The following is a 16,603-nucleotide window of genomic DNA, read 5'->3' as shown; positions in this document are numbered from 1 at the left end:
TTCTGTGACGATGCCGTCGATGTACCTGTATTAGTCCGGGGTTTTGTTATTTAAAATGGTGACCTATAGAATTCCAATCTTGGGGAAGCGTTCCATGAATAAAAACCGCCTTGAAGCTTTCAGCGACGGCGTGCTCGCGATCATACTGACCATTATGGTGCTGGAAATGAAGGTGCCCCATGGGTCGGATTTCGCGGCGCTTGTGCCTGTGGTGCCGGTATTCCTGAGCTATGTCCTGAGTTTTATCTACCTGGGGATATATTGGAATAACCACCACCACATGCTGCATCTGGTCAATAAGGTAAATGGAACGATACTTTGGGCAAATCTGCATTTGCTGTTCTGGTTGTCGCTATTGCCGTTCACCACCGGCTGGATGGGGGAAAATCATTTTGCGCCGGCGGCGTTGTTTCTCTATGGCCTTAATCTGTTGTGCTGCGCAATCGCGTATGTCATTTTGCAGAACCTGATCGTCAGGTCGCAAGGGGCGGATTCCCCGCTTGCCCATGCTGTCGGCGCGGACAAAAAAGGCAAGATCTCGCCGGTGCTGTATCTGCTGGGCATTGGCAGTTCGTTCGTGTCGTCGTGGCTGGCCGGCGCTTTTTATATTGGGGCGGCCTGCATGTGGTTGATTCCAGACCGGCGCGTGGAGCGTGAAATCGTGGCGCGCGGCAAAGAGTAAGCTTATGGTTCGTGGAACGGCGACTTGGCCCGCAAGCAGGGGCGGGCAAGCCGTTGGACAGATAAAAATACGCAGAGGGGCGAGATATGATTCCCGTATATTCTCCGAAGTCGGAGTCCGAGGCGGCTGTGATTGCATCGCTGATGCAGGCCTATGGCATTTCATTCTTTATGCGTGGCGGGGCATTCAGTTCGATGTACCCCGGGCCGATCTCGAACAGCCTCAACGCCCAAATGCTGATGGTCGAGGACGATCAGGCCGAGCTGGCCAAGGAGTTGGTCCGGTCGTTCTTGTAAGGAAGCGGGGCGCCGGATGCCGGGCCTTGCGGCGGGATGTTGGCATTGCGGGTGTCATCAAGCCGGTCGGGCCGATTTGAATTTCACTGTCGCCCGCAATCCTGTGCCCTGTCGGCCGGTGTGCAGGCTGACATGGCCGCCGCAAGCGGCGGCAGCCTCCTGGACGATGGCCAGGCCCAGGCCCGTGCCTTCCTGGTCGGTGGCGTTGCCGCGATTGAAACGCTCGAACACACGCGTACGCAATTCCGGCGGGATGCCGGGGCCGGTATCTTCCACCTCCAGCACGACATGGCCTTCGGGCGTTGTCGCGACCGATACCGTGACGCTGCCGCCGGGCGGGGTGTAGCGGATGGCGTTGTCGGCCAGATTGAACAGCAGTGCATACAAGGCGGGGCGGTGGGCGTAGAGCCTGGCCTGGTCGGCTCCGGGGCCGATGCCCAGATCGATTTCGCGGTGTGCCGCCAAGGGGGCGAGTTCGACCAGCACTTCGTGCACCAGTGGGAGCATATCCAGCGGTACCCGCGCCGCGTGCCCGGCGCGCAGGCTTTCCGCCTGGGAGAGGCTCAACAGCTGATTCACCAGTTGGGTAATTTGCTGCCGGTTCTGGCTTAACGCGGCAAGAATTTTTTTCAATTCCGGTGTCGAGGCCAGGCCGGCCGCATAATGCAATTGAGTGCTGAGCAAGGCCATGGGGGTGCGCAACTGGTGCGCGGCGTCTTCAATAAAGCGTTTGCGCGAATCGATCTGCCTTTGTATGCGTGCGCCATATTGATTGATGGTTTCCACCACCGGGCGCAGTTCCAGAGGGAGGTCTTTCAGTTGTATGGGGCGCAGATCGGTGTGCTCGCGATTGAGCACCGCGCCCCGCAGAGCCGCCAGGGGTTTCAGCTCGTGACGCAGGCCAAGCAGCATCAGCACCAGCACCAGCACCAGCATGCCGCTTTCGCGCAGCATATTGGGCCACCACAGCTCCCGGGCGTCCGCGGCAAGCTGATTCTGGGTCTTTGCCACGGTTACCGTGACTTCCCGGGATTTGCCCGAATCGAAAAAATCGCGAACCATGCTGTAGCTGCGCAGTTGCTGGCCCTGGTAGATCATGTCCTGGTAGCTTTCGCGCTGAGTCGTGGTCGGCGTGAATTCTATGGGTAGATTGGGCCAGCCGGCCAATAGATGGCCGTTATCGGTAGAGGCCGAAAAAAAAACCTGGTCGTGGCTTGCCGACGCAAATACTTCCAGTGCCACGGGCGGCACGGACGACATCAGGTGGCCGTCGACCCACTGTATCTGCCCGGCAATAATCTGGGCCGAGGTCCAGAGCTGGTGATCTTGCTGCGCCTGTGCATCCTGCAGGCCATCCTGATAGGAAAACCAGATGCTGAACGACAGGGCGACCGACAAGGGCAGCAGCACCCACAGCGCCAGGCGAACGCGCAAGCTGTTCATGCGGAGTGGCGCGGGGTCAGCAGGTAGCCCAGCCCGCGCAGCGTGACGATGGTGGCTTGCGAAGCGTCGAGCTTGCGCCGCAGGCGATGAATATAAATTTCCAGGGCATCTTCACTGGCTTCGGCGCTCAGGCCAAAAACGCTCTGCATCAGGCTGGCCTTGCTCATGGTCTTGCCTTGATGCATGAGCAGGGCTTCGAGCAGACTGTGTTCGCGGGGAGGCAAAGTCAGGGCTTCGCCGCCGATCTGGAATTGCCGCGTATTGGTGTCGTAGTTCAGGTCGGCACAGGCCAGCAACGGGGTTGCGCTGCCGCTGTGGCGCCGGATCAGGGCCTTGATGCGGGCCACGAGTTCGCGGACTTCGAAGGGCTTTACCAGATAATCGTCGGCGCCGGTTTCCAGGCACTCGACCTTCAGGTCCAGCGAGTCGCTGGCCGTCAGCACCATGACGGGGGTCTGGTTCTGCTGGCGGCGCAAGCGGCGCAAGACGCTTTGCCCACTGGCGCTGGGGAGTTTCAGGTCGAGCAGCACCGCGTCGTAATGTTCGTCGTTGAGCAGGACATTCGCCGTTTCCGCGTCGTGCACGCAATCCACCCGAAAGGCGTCTTCCTGCAAAACAGTGGACAGCCACAGTGCCAGTTCCTGGTTGTCTTCGACGAGTAGCAGTCTCATGTTTTTGAATCTATGGGAGCGTTGGCGGGTGGATGGCTTTGTTCATACGGGCAGTATTGGGTGTCAGACTGACAAAGCCCTTAAAGAAATTGCCGTGCCTGGTGTGGATAAGCCTGGTTTCGGGCAAAACACGGGTTTCCCCCTATGTTTTCGCTTGCCTGGCGAAAGCTGGATGAAAGTCGGCGCCTCTAGCATTGCAATTGTGGCATTTCCAATGTCAGGTCGATAAAAATCGCTTTTCAATCAGGAGACCCTTATGTCCAGTATTGCTCGTATTCTTAAATATACCGCGGTTGCCTCCGCCTTGGCTGCCTGCGCAATGAGCACAGCTCAAGCGGCAGACAAGATCACCATTATGGTGGGCGGCATCAACAAGATCATTTATCTTCCGGCCAAGCTGGCCGACAACCTGGGCTATTTCAAAGCCGAAGGCCTGAACGTCGATTTGCTCTCCGAGCCCGCCGGCGTCAATGCCGAAAACGAAATGCTGGCCGGCGCCGTCCAGGGCGTAGTGGGTTTCTATGATCACTCGATTGATTTGCAGGCCAAAGGCAAGAACGTCGAATCGATAGTGCAGTTTTCGCAGGCGCCGGGCGAAGTGGAAGTCATTGCCGCCAAGCAGGAAGGCAAGATCAAAGGCCCAGCCGACTTCAAGGGCAAGACCCTGGGTGTGACGGGGCTGGGTTCCTCCACCGATTTCCTGACGCAATACATGGCGTTCGTTGCCGGTTTGAAGCATGGCGATTACACGATTCTGCCGGTAGGCGCGGGCAATACCTTTATTGCTTCCATTCAGCAAAACCGCATCGATGCCGGCATGACCACCGATCCGACCGTCACTCAGCTTGTAGCCAGCGGGCAGGGCAAGGTATTGGTCGACATGCGCACTCCCGCCGATACGGAAAAAGCCCTGGGTGGCTTGTATCCCGCCGCCAGCCTGTACATGCCCAATGCCTGGGTGGACAGCCACAAGGCCGAAGCCCAGAAACTGGCCAATGCCTTTGTGAAAACCATGAAGTACATCCATACGCATTCGGCTGAAGAAATCGCCGACAAAATGCCCAAGGATTACTACGCCGGCAACAAGGACTTGTACATCAAGGCGCTGAAGGCCTCCATGCCGATGTTCACCGCCGATGGCCGCATGCCTGAAAACGGACCTCCGACTGTCCTGAAGGTTCTGTCGACCTTCAAGCCGCAGGTGAAGGCGGCTCATATCGATTTGTCCAAGACGTACACCACGGCATTTGTGGACGCCGCCAATAAAAAATAGCCGGTTGACGGCCGCGTGGCCCGGCTTTGCGGTGGATGCGATGTGCGCAAACCTTGATTCCGGGCCGGGCAGAGGCTCTGTAGCCACGGCCTTCGGGTTCGCGCGGCCAGGTCGCTTGCGCGCTGCCCGAACGGGGCGACACCGTAAACCTTATGCTTTAACTACTGAGTAAACCATGCAAGATCAATCCACGACGTCTGCCATCGAAATGCAGAATATCACGTGCCGTTTCATCTCTCCCGACGGCAAAGCCACCATTGCCCTGCAAGATTTCAGCATGAGCGTCAAGCGCGGCGAGTTTTGTGCGATTGTGGGCCCGACGGGTTGCGGGAAATCGACCACGCTCAGCCTGATCACGGGTTTGCTGAAACCGACCACAGGCACGGTTACCGTCATGGGCCAGCCCGTCGACGGCATCGATCCGCGGATTGGTTTCGTATTCCAGAACGATGCGATCTTTCCGTGGCGCAGCGTGCTCGACAATGTGGCGGCCGGCCCGATGTTTCGCGGCCAGAAGCCGGCGCAGGCCAAGGAACTGGCCCAGGACTGGCTGCGGCGTGTGGGGCTGGAAAAATTCGGCCAGCACTACCCCCATCAACTGTCTGGCGGCATGCGCAAGCGGGTATCGCTGGCCCAGACATTCATCAACAGCCCGGAAATCCTGCTGATGGACGAGCCTTTCAGCGCCCTGGATATGCAGACCCGCACGGTGATGCAGGATGAATTGCTGCAGCTTTGGGCTGCCAGCGGCGGCTCCGTGGTGTTTGTGACCCACGACCTGGAGGAGGCCATAGCCCTGGCCGACAAAGTCATTGTGTTGACGAGCCGTCCGGCGACCGTCAAGCACATTTACGACATCGAATTGCCGCGTCCGCGCGTTATATCGGAAGTGCGCTACGAACAAACATTCATACGCTATGCACGTGAAATCTGGGACGATTTGCGTGCTGAAGTCAAAATCGGTTAAAGGAGTGCTCCACCATGACCAGTCATGCTGATACTTACACGACGGCCAGCGATCGCGCCAATGCCGTCAAAGATACCCTGCAGCAAGCAGAAACCGAAGCGCAGCGCATGGTGCGCCGTCGCGCCCAACTGATTATTTTCTGGCGGCTAGCCATTCTGGTCGGCGTTCTGGGGGGCTGGGAATTATTCGCCAGCCTGCACTGGATCGACCCTTTTTTCTATTCCAAACCTACGCTGATCGCCAAGCAGATTTACGATTGGACCATGGAAGGCACCTCGCAGGGGCCCTTGTGGCTGCAAGTGGTGGTCACACTGGAAGAGACCTTGATCGGGTTCCTGATCGGCGGCGTCGCGGGTGTCATTTGCGGCATTCTGCTTGGACGCAACCAGTTCCTGGCCGATATATTCAGTGTGTACATTAAAGTTGCCAACTCGATTCCACGTGTCGTGCTGGGCTCCATTTTTGTAATTGCGCTGGGCCTGGGCATGGCCTCCAAAGTGGCATTGGCCGTGGTGATGGTGTTCTTTGTGGTGTTCGGCAATGCGTTTCAGGGAGTACGCGAAGCCGACCGCTACATGATTGCCAATGCGCAGATACTGGGCGCTTCGCCACGCCAGGTCACCATGCAAGTGGTCATTCCCTCGGCCTTGAGCTGGATCCTGGCCAGCCTGCATGTCAGCTTTGGCTTCGCGCTGGTGGGTGCCGTGGTGGGCGAGTTCCTGGGCGCGCGTGAGGGCATAGGCTTGCTGATTTCCACGGCCCAAGGCGCCTTCAACGCCAGCGGTGTGTTTGCGGCCATGATAGTGCTGGCGGTGGTGGCCCTGATCGCCGAGTACATTCTGACTTACATCGAGGGCCGTCTGCTGAAGTGGCGCCCGGCGCAGTTCGAGAACGCTTGAAGTCCGGCTGCCGGCGTGCGCCTGGTGCGCAATCGCCGGGGTCGCCGGAAATCGAAGCGTGCCGATCGTTGCGGATCGGCGCGTTTTTTTTTTGCGCAGGCGGCGAGGAATTCTTCTCTTATGGCTGGTGGGCGAGCAAGCTGAAATGACTGGACGGCGTAACAAAATACTACTACGATCCGTTTGCGATTTGTCCAGGCGGCGGGAGGAAAGCGTGGGTCCAGAATAGCGCCGCTTCCTAAAAGGGGTTCATCCATGATGTGCAAATTCATTCCGTGCCTGTTGCGTTCCAACGGGCTGTTTTATGTGGGTGTGGCGGCGCTGACGTTCATTTATTGGGCGAGCGGATTCACCAAGTTATGGGACTTCACCACCGCTCAGGCCGAGATGGCGCAGTTCGGCCTGAAGCCGCCGGCGCTTATTGCCGCGCTGGTCATATTGGTGCAGTTGGCTGGCTCGGCACTGCTTATTTTCGGGCGGCGCTGGGCCTGGCTGGGCGCGGGCATGCTGGCCGTGTTCACCTTGGCAACGATCCCGGTGGCGCATCAGTTCTGGAAGCTGCAAGGCCTGGCGAGTTTTCTGGACATGATGCTGGTGCTCGAACACTTCACCGTGATCGGCGGCCTGATCCTTGCCGCCATTTTGTCGGAACTCAAGTTCGGCACCATAAGGCCCACCCCTACACCAGGGCGAGCTTGAGTCGGGGCGCGCCCGGCAATATATAGTCCAGATCCCTGGCTCCCAAGCCGTAAAGTGCCGCGATGGCTTCGGCGGCGACGCCGCGGTAATCGTTGTAGACGGGCAGGTCGCGCTGCTCGTTCAACATGCTGTTTGTGACAGGCTCCTGGCGGCCGGCCAGGCGCCCGCCCCGTAATCCTCCGCCCAGTACCCACATGACTGTTCCGTGGCCGTGGTCGGTGCCCTGGTTGCCGTTTTCCCTGAAGGTGCGGCCAAATTCGCTGATCACCAGCACCATGGTGTGGCGCCAGGCAGGGCCCATTTCCCTTGCATAAGCGGCCAGACCTTTGGACAGATTGCCAAGTTTGCCGGATAGCTGGCCTTTGCCGTTTCCTTCCCCTACATGGGTGTCCCAGCCGCCTACATCGACAAACCCCACGGAATAGGCCTGCTGGGTTCGCATCAGCCGGGCTATTGAATGCATTTGTTTCTCGAATGCCGAAGCGTCGGGCGCGCCGCGGCTGGCCGCGATCATTTCTTTTTGCAGCGTATCGGGGGCATCCAGCGTGGCGGCGACGGTCTGTCGAGTCGCGATACCTTCATCGAGCAGCTTTTCCAGGGAGCTGCCTCGGTAAAGCTGCTGCATTTCCGCGTCGTGCCGAGGTTTGCTTCTGGCCATTGTGCCGCCGGACAGCGCAATATTGGGAACGGCGACATTGCCTTTCATGGAGAGCGCCAGGTTTTGCGTAAATGAAATGCCCGAGCCGCCGGAGTGGGCGACACCCAGGCGCTCGATCAGTCGTCCCATCCAGCCGCTGCGATGGCTGGGATGCGGATTGCCGGATGCCAGGCCAAGCTCCATTAAATCCTGGGCTTCAAAGTGGCTGCGTGGTGCGCCGGAGTTGCCCGAATAGGGTACCAGCAGCGCCTGGCCGGCTTGATAAAGCGGCAAAAAATGCTCTTTGACAGCGGGGTTCAGCCCCCAGTGTTCATCCAGAGCAAGGGCAGCGTCCGGGTTGCGCGGGTCAGGGCGCGCAACGGCGATGCGGGGGCGCGCCGCGTAGTAATCTTCGGAACTGATGGGTACAAGGAAATTCGCCGCGTCGTAACCGCCGCGCATCATCACCGTCAACAGCCTGGCGCCCCGGGCCGAAGGAACGGCCCAGACCTTGGCCGATGAAGATAGCAGCGCGAGCGCGCTTGCGGCTTTCAAAAAATCGCGGCGCCCGTATGAAGCCTGGCCGGGGAGTTCGGGGGCGAGGAGTGAATAAGGAGGCGGGCGCATGATGGGATTCCTAATATTCCATGAAAGTCGGCGAGGAAATGATCAGCGCGGCTTTTTGTGCTGCCTGGGGCGTTTTGTTCAGCAGGGGCGGCAGGTTCGGGGACTCATAGATCGGCTTCAATGCCTGCAGCCTGGCATTGTCCAGGTAGCTGTGAGCGGAATTTTCCGATATGGACTCGAGATAAGCGGCACTGGCTGGATCAAGGGCGATATTGCTTTCCCGCGAGGCCAGCCCGGAATCGGCAGGAGTGAACAATTTGTTTCGAGGCGACGCCAGTTGGCCGGCATAGCCTAGCCGCTTGGCCAACTGGTCGGCGTTGGCCCAGTCGCCGCGGGTCATGCCATAGCCTTCCGGCGTCAGGTGCTCGTACGGAGCTTCGGCCAGCCCCTTGATCCAGCGCTGAATGGGCGCCGTATTCCGCACGACGCGATCGCCGTACAGCAGGCGGATCGATGAATAAATATATTGAACAGGGTCCTTGAATTTGGGCTTTACATTGGCATCGAACAGCTTCGACTCGAACAGTGTGCGCAGGACCGAGGCAATTTCTCCGTCGGTCTTCATATAGGTTTGCGCCATTTGATCCACGACGGCTTTGGGTGGATCGTCCGACAGAAAATAGGTGGCCAGTTTTCTGGATATGAAGCGCGCGGTGGCGGGTTGGTGTGCGAGTATTGCGGCGGCGCGTTCTATTTCGTCGAAGCCGGGCGAACCTTTGAATGGCTTGCCTAGAAAAATCCTGTCGCCCGCATCGTGCCTGGCCGGATCAAAGATAAAAGCGCCGTGCTCCAGGTAGTACGCCGAGAGGCGCCGCACCTGCTTAAGCGGCTTGTCCTTCACGTAGAATCGTGCGCCGCTCAGGATTGCGGCAAGTTCCTGCACGTCGTTTTGGGTATAGCCGCTATCGACTCCCATGGTGTGCAGTTCCATGATTTCACGGCCGTAGTTTTCGTTGGGCTTGCCCTTGATATTGCGCGCATTGTCCAGGTACTCGAGCATGGCGGGGTGCGTCAGCGTGGCCATCAGCAGATCCTGGAACCTTCCCAGCACATGTGGGCGTATGGCCTGCTCTTCGTAATCGGGTACGAAGATCGGCGTAATCCCCTTGTGGCCATAGATATTGAAATGGTTGTACCAGAACCAGACCAGTTTTTCCTGCAGTTGATTGCTGCAGTACAAGGCACGCAAGGTCCGGCGTTCGAAGGCCTGCGCCAGACTTTGCCGATCGTATTCCCGGCGCACTGCCATCCTGGCCTGCTGCGAACCCTGTTCCCGCGCTTCTTTAAGCGCCGCTTGTCGCGCACGCCAGACCGCGGCGGGATTGTCATGCTCGATATCCAACTTCTCGATACGGTTGCGGATCTCGGCGGGCAGGCATTGATCGCCCACATAATGCAATTGGCTTTCCAGCCATTTATGCCGGCCTTCCCGGGAAAATGTTTGCAGCGTTTCGGCCGTAGGGCCGAACGTGACGCGCTGTATCAGGCGTAGATCCGCGGCGCTGATCGGTGTTGCAGCGCCAGCCGTGAACACACCGCATGCGGCAAGCAGGCCGGCGGCGCTCAGTATGGTTTTCAGCGGACTTGTCCACATGGGAAACACTCCGTGGCTTGGCCTGCCAATAGTGCGCTTCTTTGCCGGGGCTGTCTGTTTCAAAGGCTTGCTGCGGAGAAATTTTTATTTCAATGCGTTTCGCAGCTGCGCGGATTGGGCACAAGGGCCGCCCCTGCGCTTTGCGCCGTCTCTACATCTTGCGCAGTTCCTTGCGGATGATTTTGCCGGTTGCCGTCATAGGCAGGGATTCGACGAAGCTGATCTTGCGTGGATACTCGTGAGCGGCAGCCTTCCGCTTGACATGATTCTGGATATCCCGGACCAGGGCCTCGCTGGCGCTATAGCCCTCGTTCAGGATAATAAAGGCCTTGACCACTTCAGTGCGCTCATCGTCGGGCACACCCACGACTGCCGCCATTTTCACGGCGGGATGGCCCAACAGGCAGTCTTCGATGGGGCCCGGGCCGATGCGGTAGCCGGCACTGGTGATGACGTCGTCATTGCGGCCCAGGAACCGGATGAAATCCTGGTCGTCGCGTATTCCTATATCGCCGGTTACCAGGTACTTGCCGGCAAATTTTTCCCGCGTGGCCTGGGGGTTCTGCCAGTAGTGCAGCATCATGACCGGATCGGGCGCCAGCACGCCGATATTGCCTTCCTTGCCGTTTGGAACGGCTTGGCCGGCATCGTCCACGATATCGATGACATGGCCGGGAACAGCCTTGCCCATGGTGCCGATCAAAGGCGGGAAAAGCGTTGAGCACGAGGAGACAATCATATTGCATTCGGTCTGTCCATAAAATTCATTAATGGTCAGGCCCAGGTTTTTCTTGCCCCATTCGATCAGTTCCAAGCCCAGCGATTCGCCGCCGCTGGCTACCGATACCAGTTTCAGCGGCCAGCGCGCGCGGGGATTCTCGACTGTTCTAAGCATTTTCAAGGCGGTGGGCGGCAGAAATGTGTGCGTGACGCCATGGCGCGACATCAAGTCGTAGGCGGCGGGAGCGTCGAATTTCGCAAAACGGCGAGCTAGCACCGGAACGCCGTGATGCCAGGCGGGCAGCAGGACATCGAGCAGTCCGCCTATCCAGGCCCAGTCGGCGGGGGTCCACATGAGCTCGGCATGCGAAGGGAAAAAATCATGCGATATTTCCACGCCGGGCAAATGCCCCAGCAGTACGCGATGGGCATGCAGCGCTCCCTTGGGCTTGCCTGTGGTGCCCGAGGTATAAATAATGACGGCCGGATCGTCGGCCAGGGTATCGACGGGGGTGAAGTCCGGCGACTGTTGTTCAAGCTCGTGCCAGAACGATAAACAATCGGCTTGCGACTTTGCCGCGTCGATATTGAACAGGGTTGCCAGATCGGGCAGGGCGCTGCGGATTTCAGCCAGTTTCTGCCGGCCTTCCTCGTGGGTGACGAGCGCCTTGGCGCCCGAATTGCTTAAGCGGAATTGCAGGGCTTCGGTGCCGAACAGAGTAAACAGCGGGACGGCGATGGCTCCTATCTTGTAGATGGCCAAGTGCGCGACGGCGGTTTCCAGCGCCTGCGGCAGGAATATGCCAACGCGATCGCCCTTTTGCACCCCGTGGCGGATCAAGGCATGGGCGAACTGATTGGACAGTTTTTTCAGTTCGTCAAAGCTGTAGCGCGTTTGTTCTGTGGGGGATTTCTCGCTGATCAGAGCCAGGCGGCCCGAGCCGTCGGCCCATTTGTCGCAGGCATCGACCCCGATGTTGTAGTGTTCAGGAATATTCCATGCAAAGGCCTGGCAGGTGGCCTGGTAGTTTTGCTGAGCTTTGAGCATTTTGTCTCCTTGGTCTGTTTATTTTAGTAGCAGGAGTGCTCGACGTGGGCGGGCAGTCGCAGAAGCCACCCGCGATTCCATTCAATGTGTCGCCTCGGATGGAAATGCCTGGCCTTGCAACAGGCGAAGAAACAGCTTGCCGCCGTCCTGCAGCTTGAGTTCGTTGTAGTCGCGGCGTGGGATTTCTATTTGGATAGGGCCGGCGTTCGCGCCCTGCGCCATGCTCAATTCCAGTCGGACCACACTGCCCAAGGGAAGAATATGCTCGATTTGTACCGGCGGCAGCCCCGCGTCCGCTTGCCGCGTAAGCTCGGCCTCATGGGGCCGCACAAAGGCCGAAATGCGGGCGGTGTCCGGATTGACCGGCCCGGTCAGGGGCAACTGCCAGTGCCCGAGATCGATGCGGCCGTCGCGGATGCGACCCTGGAACACATTGACGTTGCCGATGAAGCGCGAAACGAAAGGCGTAGCCGGCTGATCGTAGACGGCGGCGGGCGAACCGACCTGTTCGACGCGGCCCTTGTTCATGACGACGATTTGGCTGGCCACTTCCATGGCCTCTTCCTGATCGTGAGTGACAAAGATGCTGGTGACCTTAAGATTCTGGTGCAGATTGCGCAGCCAGCGCCGCAGGTCCTTGCGTACGCTCGCGTCGAGCGCGCCGAACGGTTCGTCAAGCAGCAATACCTTGGGTTCCACGGCCAGGGCGCGAGCCAGGGCAATACGCTGGCGCTGTCCGCCGGATAGTTGGTCGGGATAGCGATCGCCCAGCCAGCCCAGTTGAACCAGATCGAGAAGTTCCACGACCTTGTTGCGTATAACGGTTTCGGGCGGTCGCTGGCGCCTGGGTTTGGCACGCAGGCCAAAAGCGATATTGTCGAATACCGTCATGTGCCGAAAGAGCGCGTAGTGCTGGAATACAAAGCCGATGCCGCGGTTCTTGACATGCTGATCGGTCTTGTCCTGGCCGTGGATGGCAACGCTGCCGCTGTCGGCCTGTTCCAGGCCGGCGATGATGCGCAGCAAAGTCGTCTTGCCGCAGCCCGACGGCCCCAGCAGTGCGACCAGTTCGCCCTCGGGTATGTCGAGGCTGACATTGTCCAGCGCGGTAAAGCCGCCGAATTGCTTGCGGATGTCCAGAAGTTCGATACTCATGATGCGGCCTGTTCGGAATATAAAATGGGGTCTTGCGGAGTCTTGACGGCGCGCTGCCTGGCCTGCTGCCATTCCAGTATCGACTTGGCCAGCAGGGTAACGATGGCCAGCAAGGCCAGCAGGGAAGCCACGGCAAAGGCGCCCACGAAGTCGTACTCGTTATAAAGCTGCTCCACCTGCAAGGGCAGCGTATTGGTTTCGCCGCGTATATGCCCCGATACCACCGATACCGCCCCGAACTCACCCATGGCGCGGGCGTTGCACAGAAGCACTCCGTACAGCAGCCCCCATTTGATGTTGGGCAAGGTGACTTTGATGAATGTAGTCCAGCCGCCGGCGCCCAGGCTTAGCGCGGCTTCCTCTTCTTCCTGGCCCTGCTCCTGCATGAGCGGGATCAATTCACGCGCCACAAATGGAAAGGTCACGAAGACCGTGGCCAGCACAATGCCCGGTACGGCAAACAGGACATGGATATTGTGGGCATCCAGCCAGGGGCCGAACCAGCCTTGCGCGCCGAAGATCAGTACGTAGATCAATCCCGAGATCACGGGCGATATGGAGAAGGGCAGATCGATCAGTGTCATCAGCACACTGCGGCCACGGAAGCGGAAGCGGGCGATGGCCCATGCCGCGGAGATGCCAAACAGTGTATTCAAGGGTACGGTAATGGCGGCGACCAGCAGCGTCAGGCGGATGGCGGACAGGGCGTCGGCTTGTGTCAGCGCGGTCGCATACGCATTCAGCCCCTGATGGAAAGCTTCCGTCAGCACCGCAATCAGGGGCAGCACCAGGAACAGCGCCAGTATGCCGAGGGCGGCGGCGGTCAGGACGCCGCGTATCCAGCGCGGCTCCCTTGCATTCAAGGCAGCGGGGCCAAGGGCTATAGCGGTCATTTCTTGGCGTCCTTGCCGGCATGGCGCCGAGTCCACAGTTGCAGCAGGTTGATGATCAACAGCAGCGTGAATGAAATCAGCAGCATGCCCAATGCTATTGCCGTGGCGCTGCTGTAGTCGAATTGCTGGAGCTGGGTCACGATGAGCAGGGGGACGATTTCCGACCGCATGGGCATATTGCCGGCGATGAAAATAACCGAGCCGTATTCACCTATGCCGCGGGCAAACGCCAGCGCAAAACCCGTAAGCAGCGCGGGCAGGATATTGGGAAAGATCACCTTGGCAAACGTGTGGCCATAGTGCGCGCCCAGGCTGGCCGCGGCTTCTTCCATGGCTGGATCGAGTTCCTGAAGGACAGGCTGTATCGTGCGCACGACAAAGGGCAGGCCGATGAAGATCATGGCCACGACAATGCCCAAGGGGGTGAATGCAACCTTGATGCCCGCCAGGGCCAGCCATTGCCCCAGCCACCCTTGGGGGGCATAGAGCGTGGTCAGGACAATGCCGGCTACCGCGGTGGGCAGGGCAAAGGGCAGGTCGACCAGCGCGTCGAACAGCCTTTTCCCGGGAAATGCATAACGGGCCAGGACCCAGGCCACTATCAGTCCCAGTACAGCGGTGATGATGGCCGCCGCCAGTGAGCACGCGAGGCTTACTCGAAATGCGGCGACCACGCGAGGCGAGGTGAGCAGCGCCCAGATTTGATGGGGGCTCAACTGCAGGGTCTTGAGCACCAGGGCCGACAGGGGAATCAGCACGATCAGGCACAGGTAGGCCAGCGTATATCCCAATGTCGGACGCAGACCGGGCAAGATTGACGAAGAACGAAGCCGCCTTTTTTTCAGGCGAGTGGAGCTGCCAGGCGGCAGACGCACGCCTGGCAGGGTAGTCGATGAGATAGTTGCCATTAGTCTCTCTGGATGGAGTTGACCGCTTGTGGAAATTCTATTTCAGATAGATCTGGTCGAATACGCCGCCATTGCTGAAGTGCGTTTTCTGTACTTGCTGCCATGTGCCGAATACGTCCTGGAGCTTGAATAGAGCTACTTTGGGCAGCAGGGCCAGATCTTTGGCGTCGGCAAATTCGGGATGCTGGGGACGGTAATAATTGGCCGCCGCGAGTTTCTGTCCTGCGGGGGAATACAGGTAATCCAGATACGCCTTGGCGACTTTGCCAGCGCCATGCTTGTCGGCGTTGCCATCGACCACAGCCACCGGCGGTTCGGCCAGGATGCTGATCGAGGGTATGACAATATCGAAATCGCCCTTCAGTTTGTATTTCGACAGCAGCGCTTCATTTTCCCAGGCCAGCAGCACATCGCCGATGCCGCGTTTGACGAACGTATTGGTCGCTCCGCGGGCGCCCGAGTCCAGCACGGGGGTGTTTTTATAAATCCTTGCGACGAACTCCTTGGCCTTTTCCTGGGCGGCGGCTATTTTGTCTTTGGCGGCAGGGTCCTTGAGCACGGCCAGGTCGCCAAGCTGCTGCTTCAGTTCATAGCCCCAGGCAGCCAGGTAATTCCAGCGCGCGCCTCCCGATGTCTTGGGGTTGGGCGTGATGATCTGCACATCTTTGCGTATCAGGTCATTCCAGTCGCGGATATGCTTGGGATTGCCTTTGCGCACCAGGAACACGATGGTCGAGGTATAGGGCGCGCTGTTGTCGGGCAGGCGGCTTTGCCAGTTGGACGGAATCTTGCCGGTTTTATCGGCGATGGCCTCGATGTCATACGCCAGCGCCAGAGTGACGACATCCGCCCCCAATCCATCGATGACAGCGCGCGCCTGCGATCCCGAGCCGCCATTGGACGTTTTGATCGTCACTGTCTCGCCGGTGGTTTTCTTCCAGTGCTCGGCAAAGATGGGGTTGTAGGCGGCGTACAGTTCCCGGGTCGGGTCATAGGATACGTTCAGCAGGGTAGTGTCTGCGTGAGCGTTGCCCAGGCCCAGCAGGCCCAGGCTCAGGCCGAGCAGCAGGCGTTTGGCTTGAGCGCGGTTTGCGGCGATGGATCGGAAATGACGGAATTGCAAAAACATGGAACCTCCAGAATGAAAATGGGATTTTCAGCTTCCGGTGGTCCAGTCAGCAGATAAACGGATTGTTGGTTTGGGGAAAGCGTATGCGGCGGTTTGGAATCAGGCGCGGGCCTTGCCATCGGCAAGCCGCAGTTTTTCCTTTTTCTCCACTTGCACCAGCTTGCCTTGATGGAACGTCAATTCCACCGTGCCATAGTGCAGCGGCCCGACAAGCTGCTGGATCTGTTCCAACAGCTTGTCGAACTGCGCAGGGTCGAAAGTGTCGTGGGTCATGAGCGTGTTCTTCAATACGGTGTTGCCGGATGGCGACTGCCTTGGGGCAGGCCATGTTGAAGATTCTAAGTCCCGCAAGATAGAACTTATAGGAATATTTAGCGATTTCAATATGCAGTATGGATCTATTGCCTATCCAGATCTTTTCGCACCAGATGAATCAACGCCGGCACGGCCGTGGTGAAACGAGAGCTTTGCGATACTATGTGCCGGCCATGTCCGCGCCGAGGCTGGAGGTTCAGCGGTGCGACAGCGGCAGGGATTATAGTAATGGTTCTCATTAATATTCAGGAAATTGCCGCCATGTCGATCGAACATCCCTTGTGCAAACTCGTTGCTTATGCCACGCCGCTGGCATTGGCCCTGATATCGCAACCGGCCTTTGCCCATGCTCATCTTAAATCGGAAGTCCCTGCCGCCAAGTCAGTCGTCAGCGCTGCGCCCAGTGTGATTAAACTGAAGTTCTCCGAAGGCGTCGAACCGAAATTCAGCGGTGTTTCCATTAGCGGGCCGAAAAATGTGCCGGTGAAACTGAGCCAGCCCACAGTGGACCCGCAGGACAACTCCCGTTTGCTTATCTCCGTTCAAGGCCCAATGCCCGCGGGGCAATATCGGGTGAACTGGCATGCCGTGTCGGTCGATGGGCACAAGACCAAGGGCGACTACAGCTTCAGCCTCAAGTAGCCTTC

Annotated in this window: 17 protein-coding genes; 7 read left to right on the top strand and 10 right to left on the bottom strand. The window is 58.8% G+C overall.

Going from position 1 to position 16,603, the window contains the following annotated elements; all coding sequences use genetic code 11:
* Window positions 1-94: 94 nt before the first annotated feature.
* Window positions 95-682 carry a TMEM175 family protein gene (locus LSG25_RS04965; protein WP_232743602.1) on the top strand — a complete coding sequence of 196 codons (588 nt, stop codon included), beginning with the start codon at window positions 95-97 and terminating at the stop codon, window positions 680-682.
* An 86-nt stretch (window positions 683-768) separates the two neighbouring features.
* On the top strand, window positions 769-978 hold the full coding sequence (locus LSG25_RS04960) for a putative signal transducing protein (protein ID WP_232743601.1): 210 nt from the start codon (window positions 769-771) through the stop codon (window positions 976-978).
* A 57-nt stretch (window positions 979-1,035) separates the two neighbouring features.
* Here the strand turns inward: LSG25_RS04960 and LSG25_RS04955 are convergent, their stop codons facing one another.
* Window positions 1,036-2,421 (bottom strand): sensor histidine kinase, encoded by a 1,386-nt coding sequence (locus LSG25_RS04955; RefSeq protein WP_232743600.1) that lies wholly within the window; start codon window positions 2,419-2,421, stop codon window positions 1,036-1,038.
* Window positions 2,418-3,092 carry a response regulator transcription factor gene (locus LSG25_RS04950; protein ID WP_232743599.1) on the bottom strand — a complete coding sequence of 225 codons (675 nt, stop codon included), beginning with the start codon at window positions 3,090-3,092 and terminating at the stop codon, window positions 2,418-2,420. The genes LSG25_RS04955 and LSG25_RS04950 overlap by 4 nt, the downstream gene beginning before the upstream one ends.
* Window positions 3,093-3,348: 256 nt before the next feature.
* Here LSG25_RS04950 and LSG25_RS04945 point away from each other — a divergent pair, with 256 nt between their 5' ends.
* The 4 genes from LSG25_RS04945 to LSG25_RS04930 all read left to right on the top strand — a co-directional run bounded on the left by LSG25_RS04945 (window position 3,349) and on the right by LSG25_RS04930 (window position 6,930).
* The gene (locus tag LSG25_RS04945; RefSeq protein WP_232743598.1) at window positions 3,349-4,365 is read left to right on the top strand and encodes an ABC transporter substrate-binding protein; all 1,017 of its coding nucleotides are present in this window, start codon (window positions 3,349-3,351) and stop codon (window positions 4,363-4,365) included.
* A gap of 175 nt (window positions 4,366-4,540) precedes the next feature.
* Window positions 4,541-5,332 (top strand): ABC transporter ATP-binding protein, encoded by a 792-nt coding sequence (locus LSG25_RS04940; protein ID WP_232743597.1) that lies wholly within the window; start codon window positions 4,541-4,543, stop codon window positions 5,330-5,332.
* 107 nt (window positions 5,333-5,439) lie between these two features.
* On the top strand, window positions 5,440-6,231 hold the full coding sequence (locus tag LSG25_RS04935) for an ABC transporter permease (RefSeq protein ID WP_232744564.1): 792 nt from the start codon (window positions 5,440-5,442) through the stop codon (window positions 6,229-6,231).
* A 255-nt stretch (window positions 6,232-6,486) separates the two neighbouring features.
* On the top strand, window positions 6,487-6,930 hold the full coding sequence (locus LSG25_RS04930; RefSeq protein WP_232743596.1) for a DoxX family protein: 444 nt from the start codon (window positions 6,487-6,489) through the stop codon (window positions 6,928-6,930).
* Here LSG25_RS04930 and LSG25_RS04925 read toward each other — a convergent pair.
* From LSG25_RS04925 to LSG25_RS04890, 8 genes are all read right to left on the bottom strand, one after another.
* Window positions 6,911-8,194, bottom strand: a complete 1,284-nt coding sequence (locus LSG25_RS04925) for a DUF1501 domain-containing protein (protein ID WP_232743595.1) — start codon at window positions 8,192-8,194, stop codon at window positions 6,911-6,913. The two genes, LSG25_RS04930 and LSG25_RS04925, sit on opposite strands and share 20 nt — an antisense overlap.
* A 10-nt stretch (window positions 8,195-8,204) precedes the next feature.
* Entirely contained in the window at window positions 8,205-9,788 is a 1,584-nt protein-coding gene (locus LSG25_RS04920; protein ID WP_232743594.1) for a DUF1800 domain-containing protein, read from the bottom strand.
* 151 nt (window positions 9,789-9,939) lie between these two features.
* Window positions 9,940-11,556, bottom strand: coding sequence for an acyl-CoA synthetase (locus LSG25_RS04915; protein ID WP_232743593.1), 1,617 nt, complete (start codon window positions 11,554-11,556; stop codon window positions 9,940-9,942).
* An 81-nt stretch (window positions 11,557-11,637) separates the two neighbouring features.
* Window positions 11,638-12,711: a sulfate/molybdate ABC transporter ATP-binding protein gene (locus tag LSG25_RS04910; protein WP_232743592.1), complete on the bottom strand. Its 1,074-nt coding sequence runs from the start codon at window positions 12,709-12,711 to the stop codon at window positions 11,638-11,640.
* On the bottom strand, window positions 12,708-13,604 hold the full coding sequence (cysW, locus tag LSG25_RS04905) for a sulfate ABC transporter permease subunit CysW (RefSeq protein WP_232743591.1): 897 nt from the start codon (window positions 13,602-13,604) through the stop codon (window positions 12,708-12,710). The genes LSG25_RS04910 and cysW overlap by 4 nt, the downstream gene beginning before the upstream one ends.
* The gene (cysT, locus tag LSG25_RS04900; RefSeq protein ID WP_232743590.1) at window positions 13,601-14,512 is read right to left on the bottom strand and encodes a sulfate ABC transporter permease subunit CysT; all 912 of its coding nucleotides are present in this window, start codon (window positions 14,510-14,512) and stop codon (window positions 13,601-13,603) included. The genes cysW and cysT overlap by 4 nt, the downstream gene beginning before the upstream one ends.
* A gap of 37 nt (window positions 14,513-14,549) precedes the next feature.
* Window positions 14,550-15,641 carry a sulfate ABC transporter substrate-binding protein gene (locus LSG25_RS04895; protein WP_232743589.1) on the bottom strand — a complete coding sequence of 364 codons (1,092 nt, stop codon included), beginning with the start codon at window positions 15,639-15,641 and terminating at the stop codon, window positions 14,550-14,552.
* Window positions 15,642-15,740: 99 nt separating this feature from the next.
* Window positions 15,741-15,914, bottom strand: a complete 174-nt coding sequence (locus LSG25_RS04890; protein WP_232743588.1) for a YezD family protein — start codon at window positions 15,912-15,914, stop codon at window positions 15,741-15,743.
* A 270-nt stretch (window positions 15,915-16,184) separates the two neighbouring features.
* Between LSG25_RS04890 and copC the strand changes: the two genes are divergently transcribed.
* Window positions 16,185-16,598 (top strand): copper homeostasis periplasmic binding protein CopC, encoded by a 414-nt coding sequence (copC, locus tag LSG25_RS04885; RefSeq protein WP_232743587.1) that lies wholly within the window; start codon window positions 16,185-16,187, stop codon window positions 16,596-16,598.
* The last annotated feature ends 5 nt before the right edge of the window (window positions 16,599-16,603 follow it).

It is taken from the genome of Paralcaligenes sp. KSB-10, assembly GCF_021266465.1.
Classification (GTDB): Bacteria; Pseudomonadota; Gammaproteobacteria; order Burkholderiales; family Burkholderiaceae_B.
This window is presented reverse-complemented; position numbering and strand designations above follow the sequence as displayed.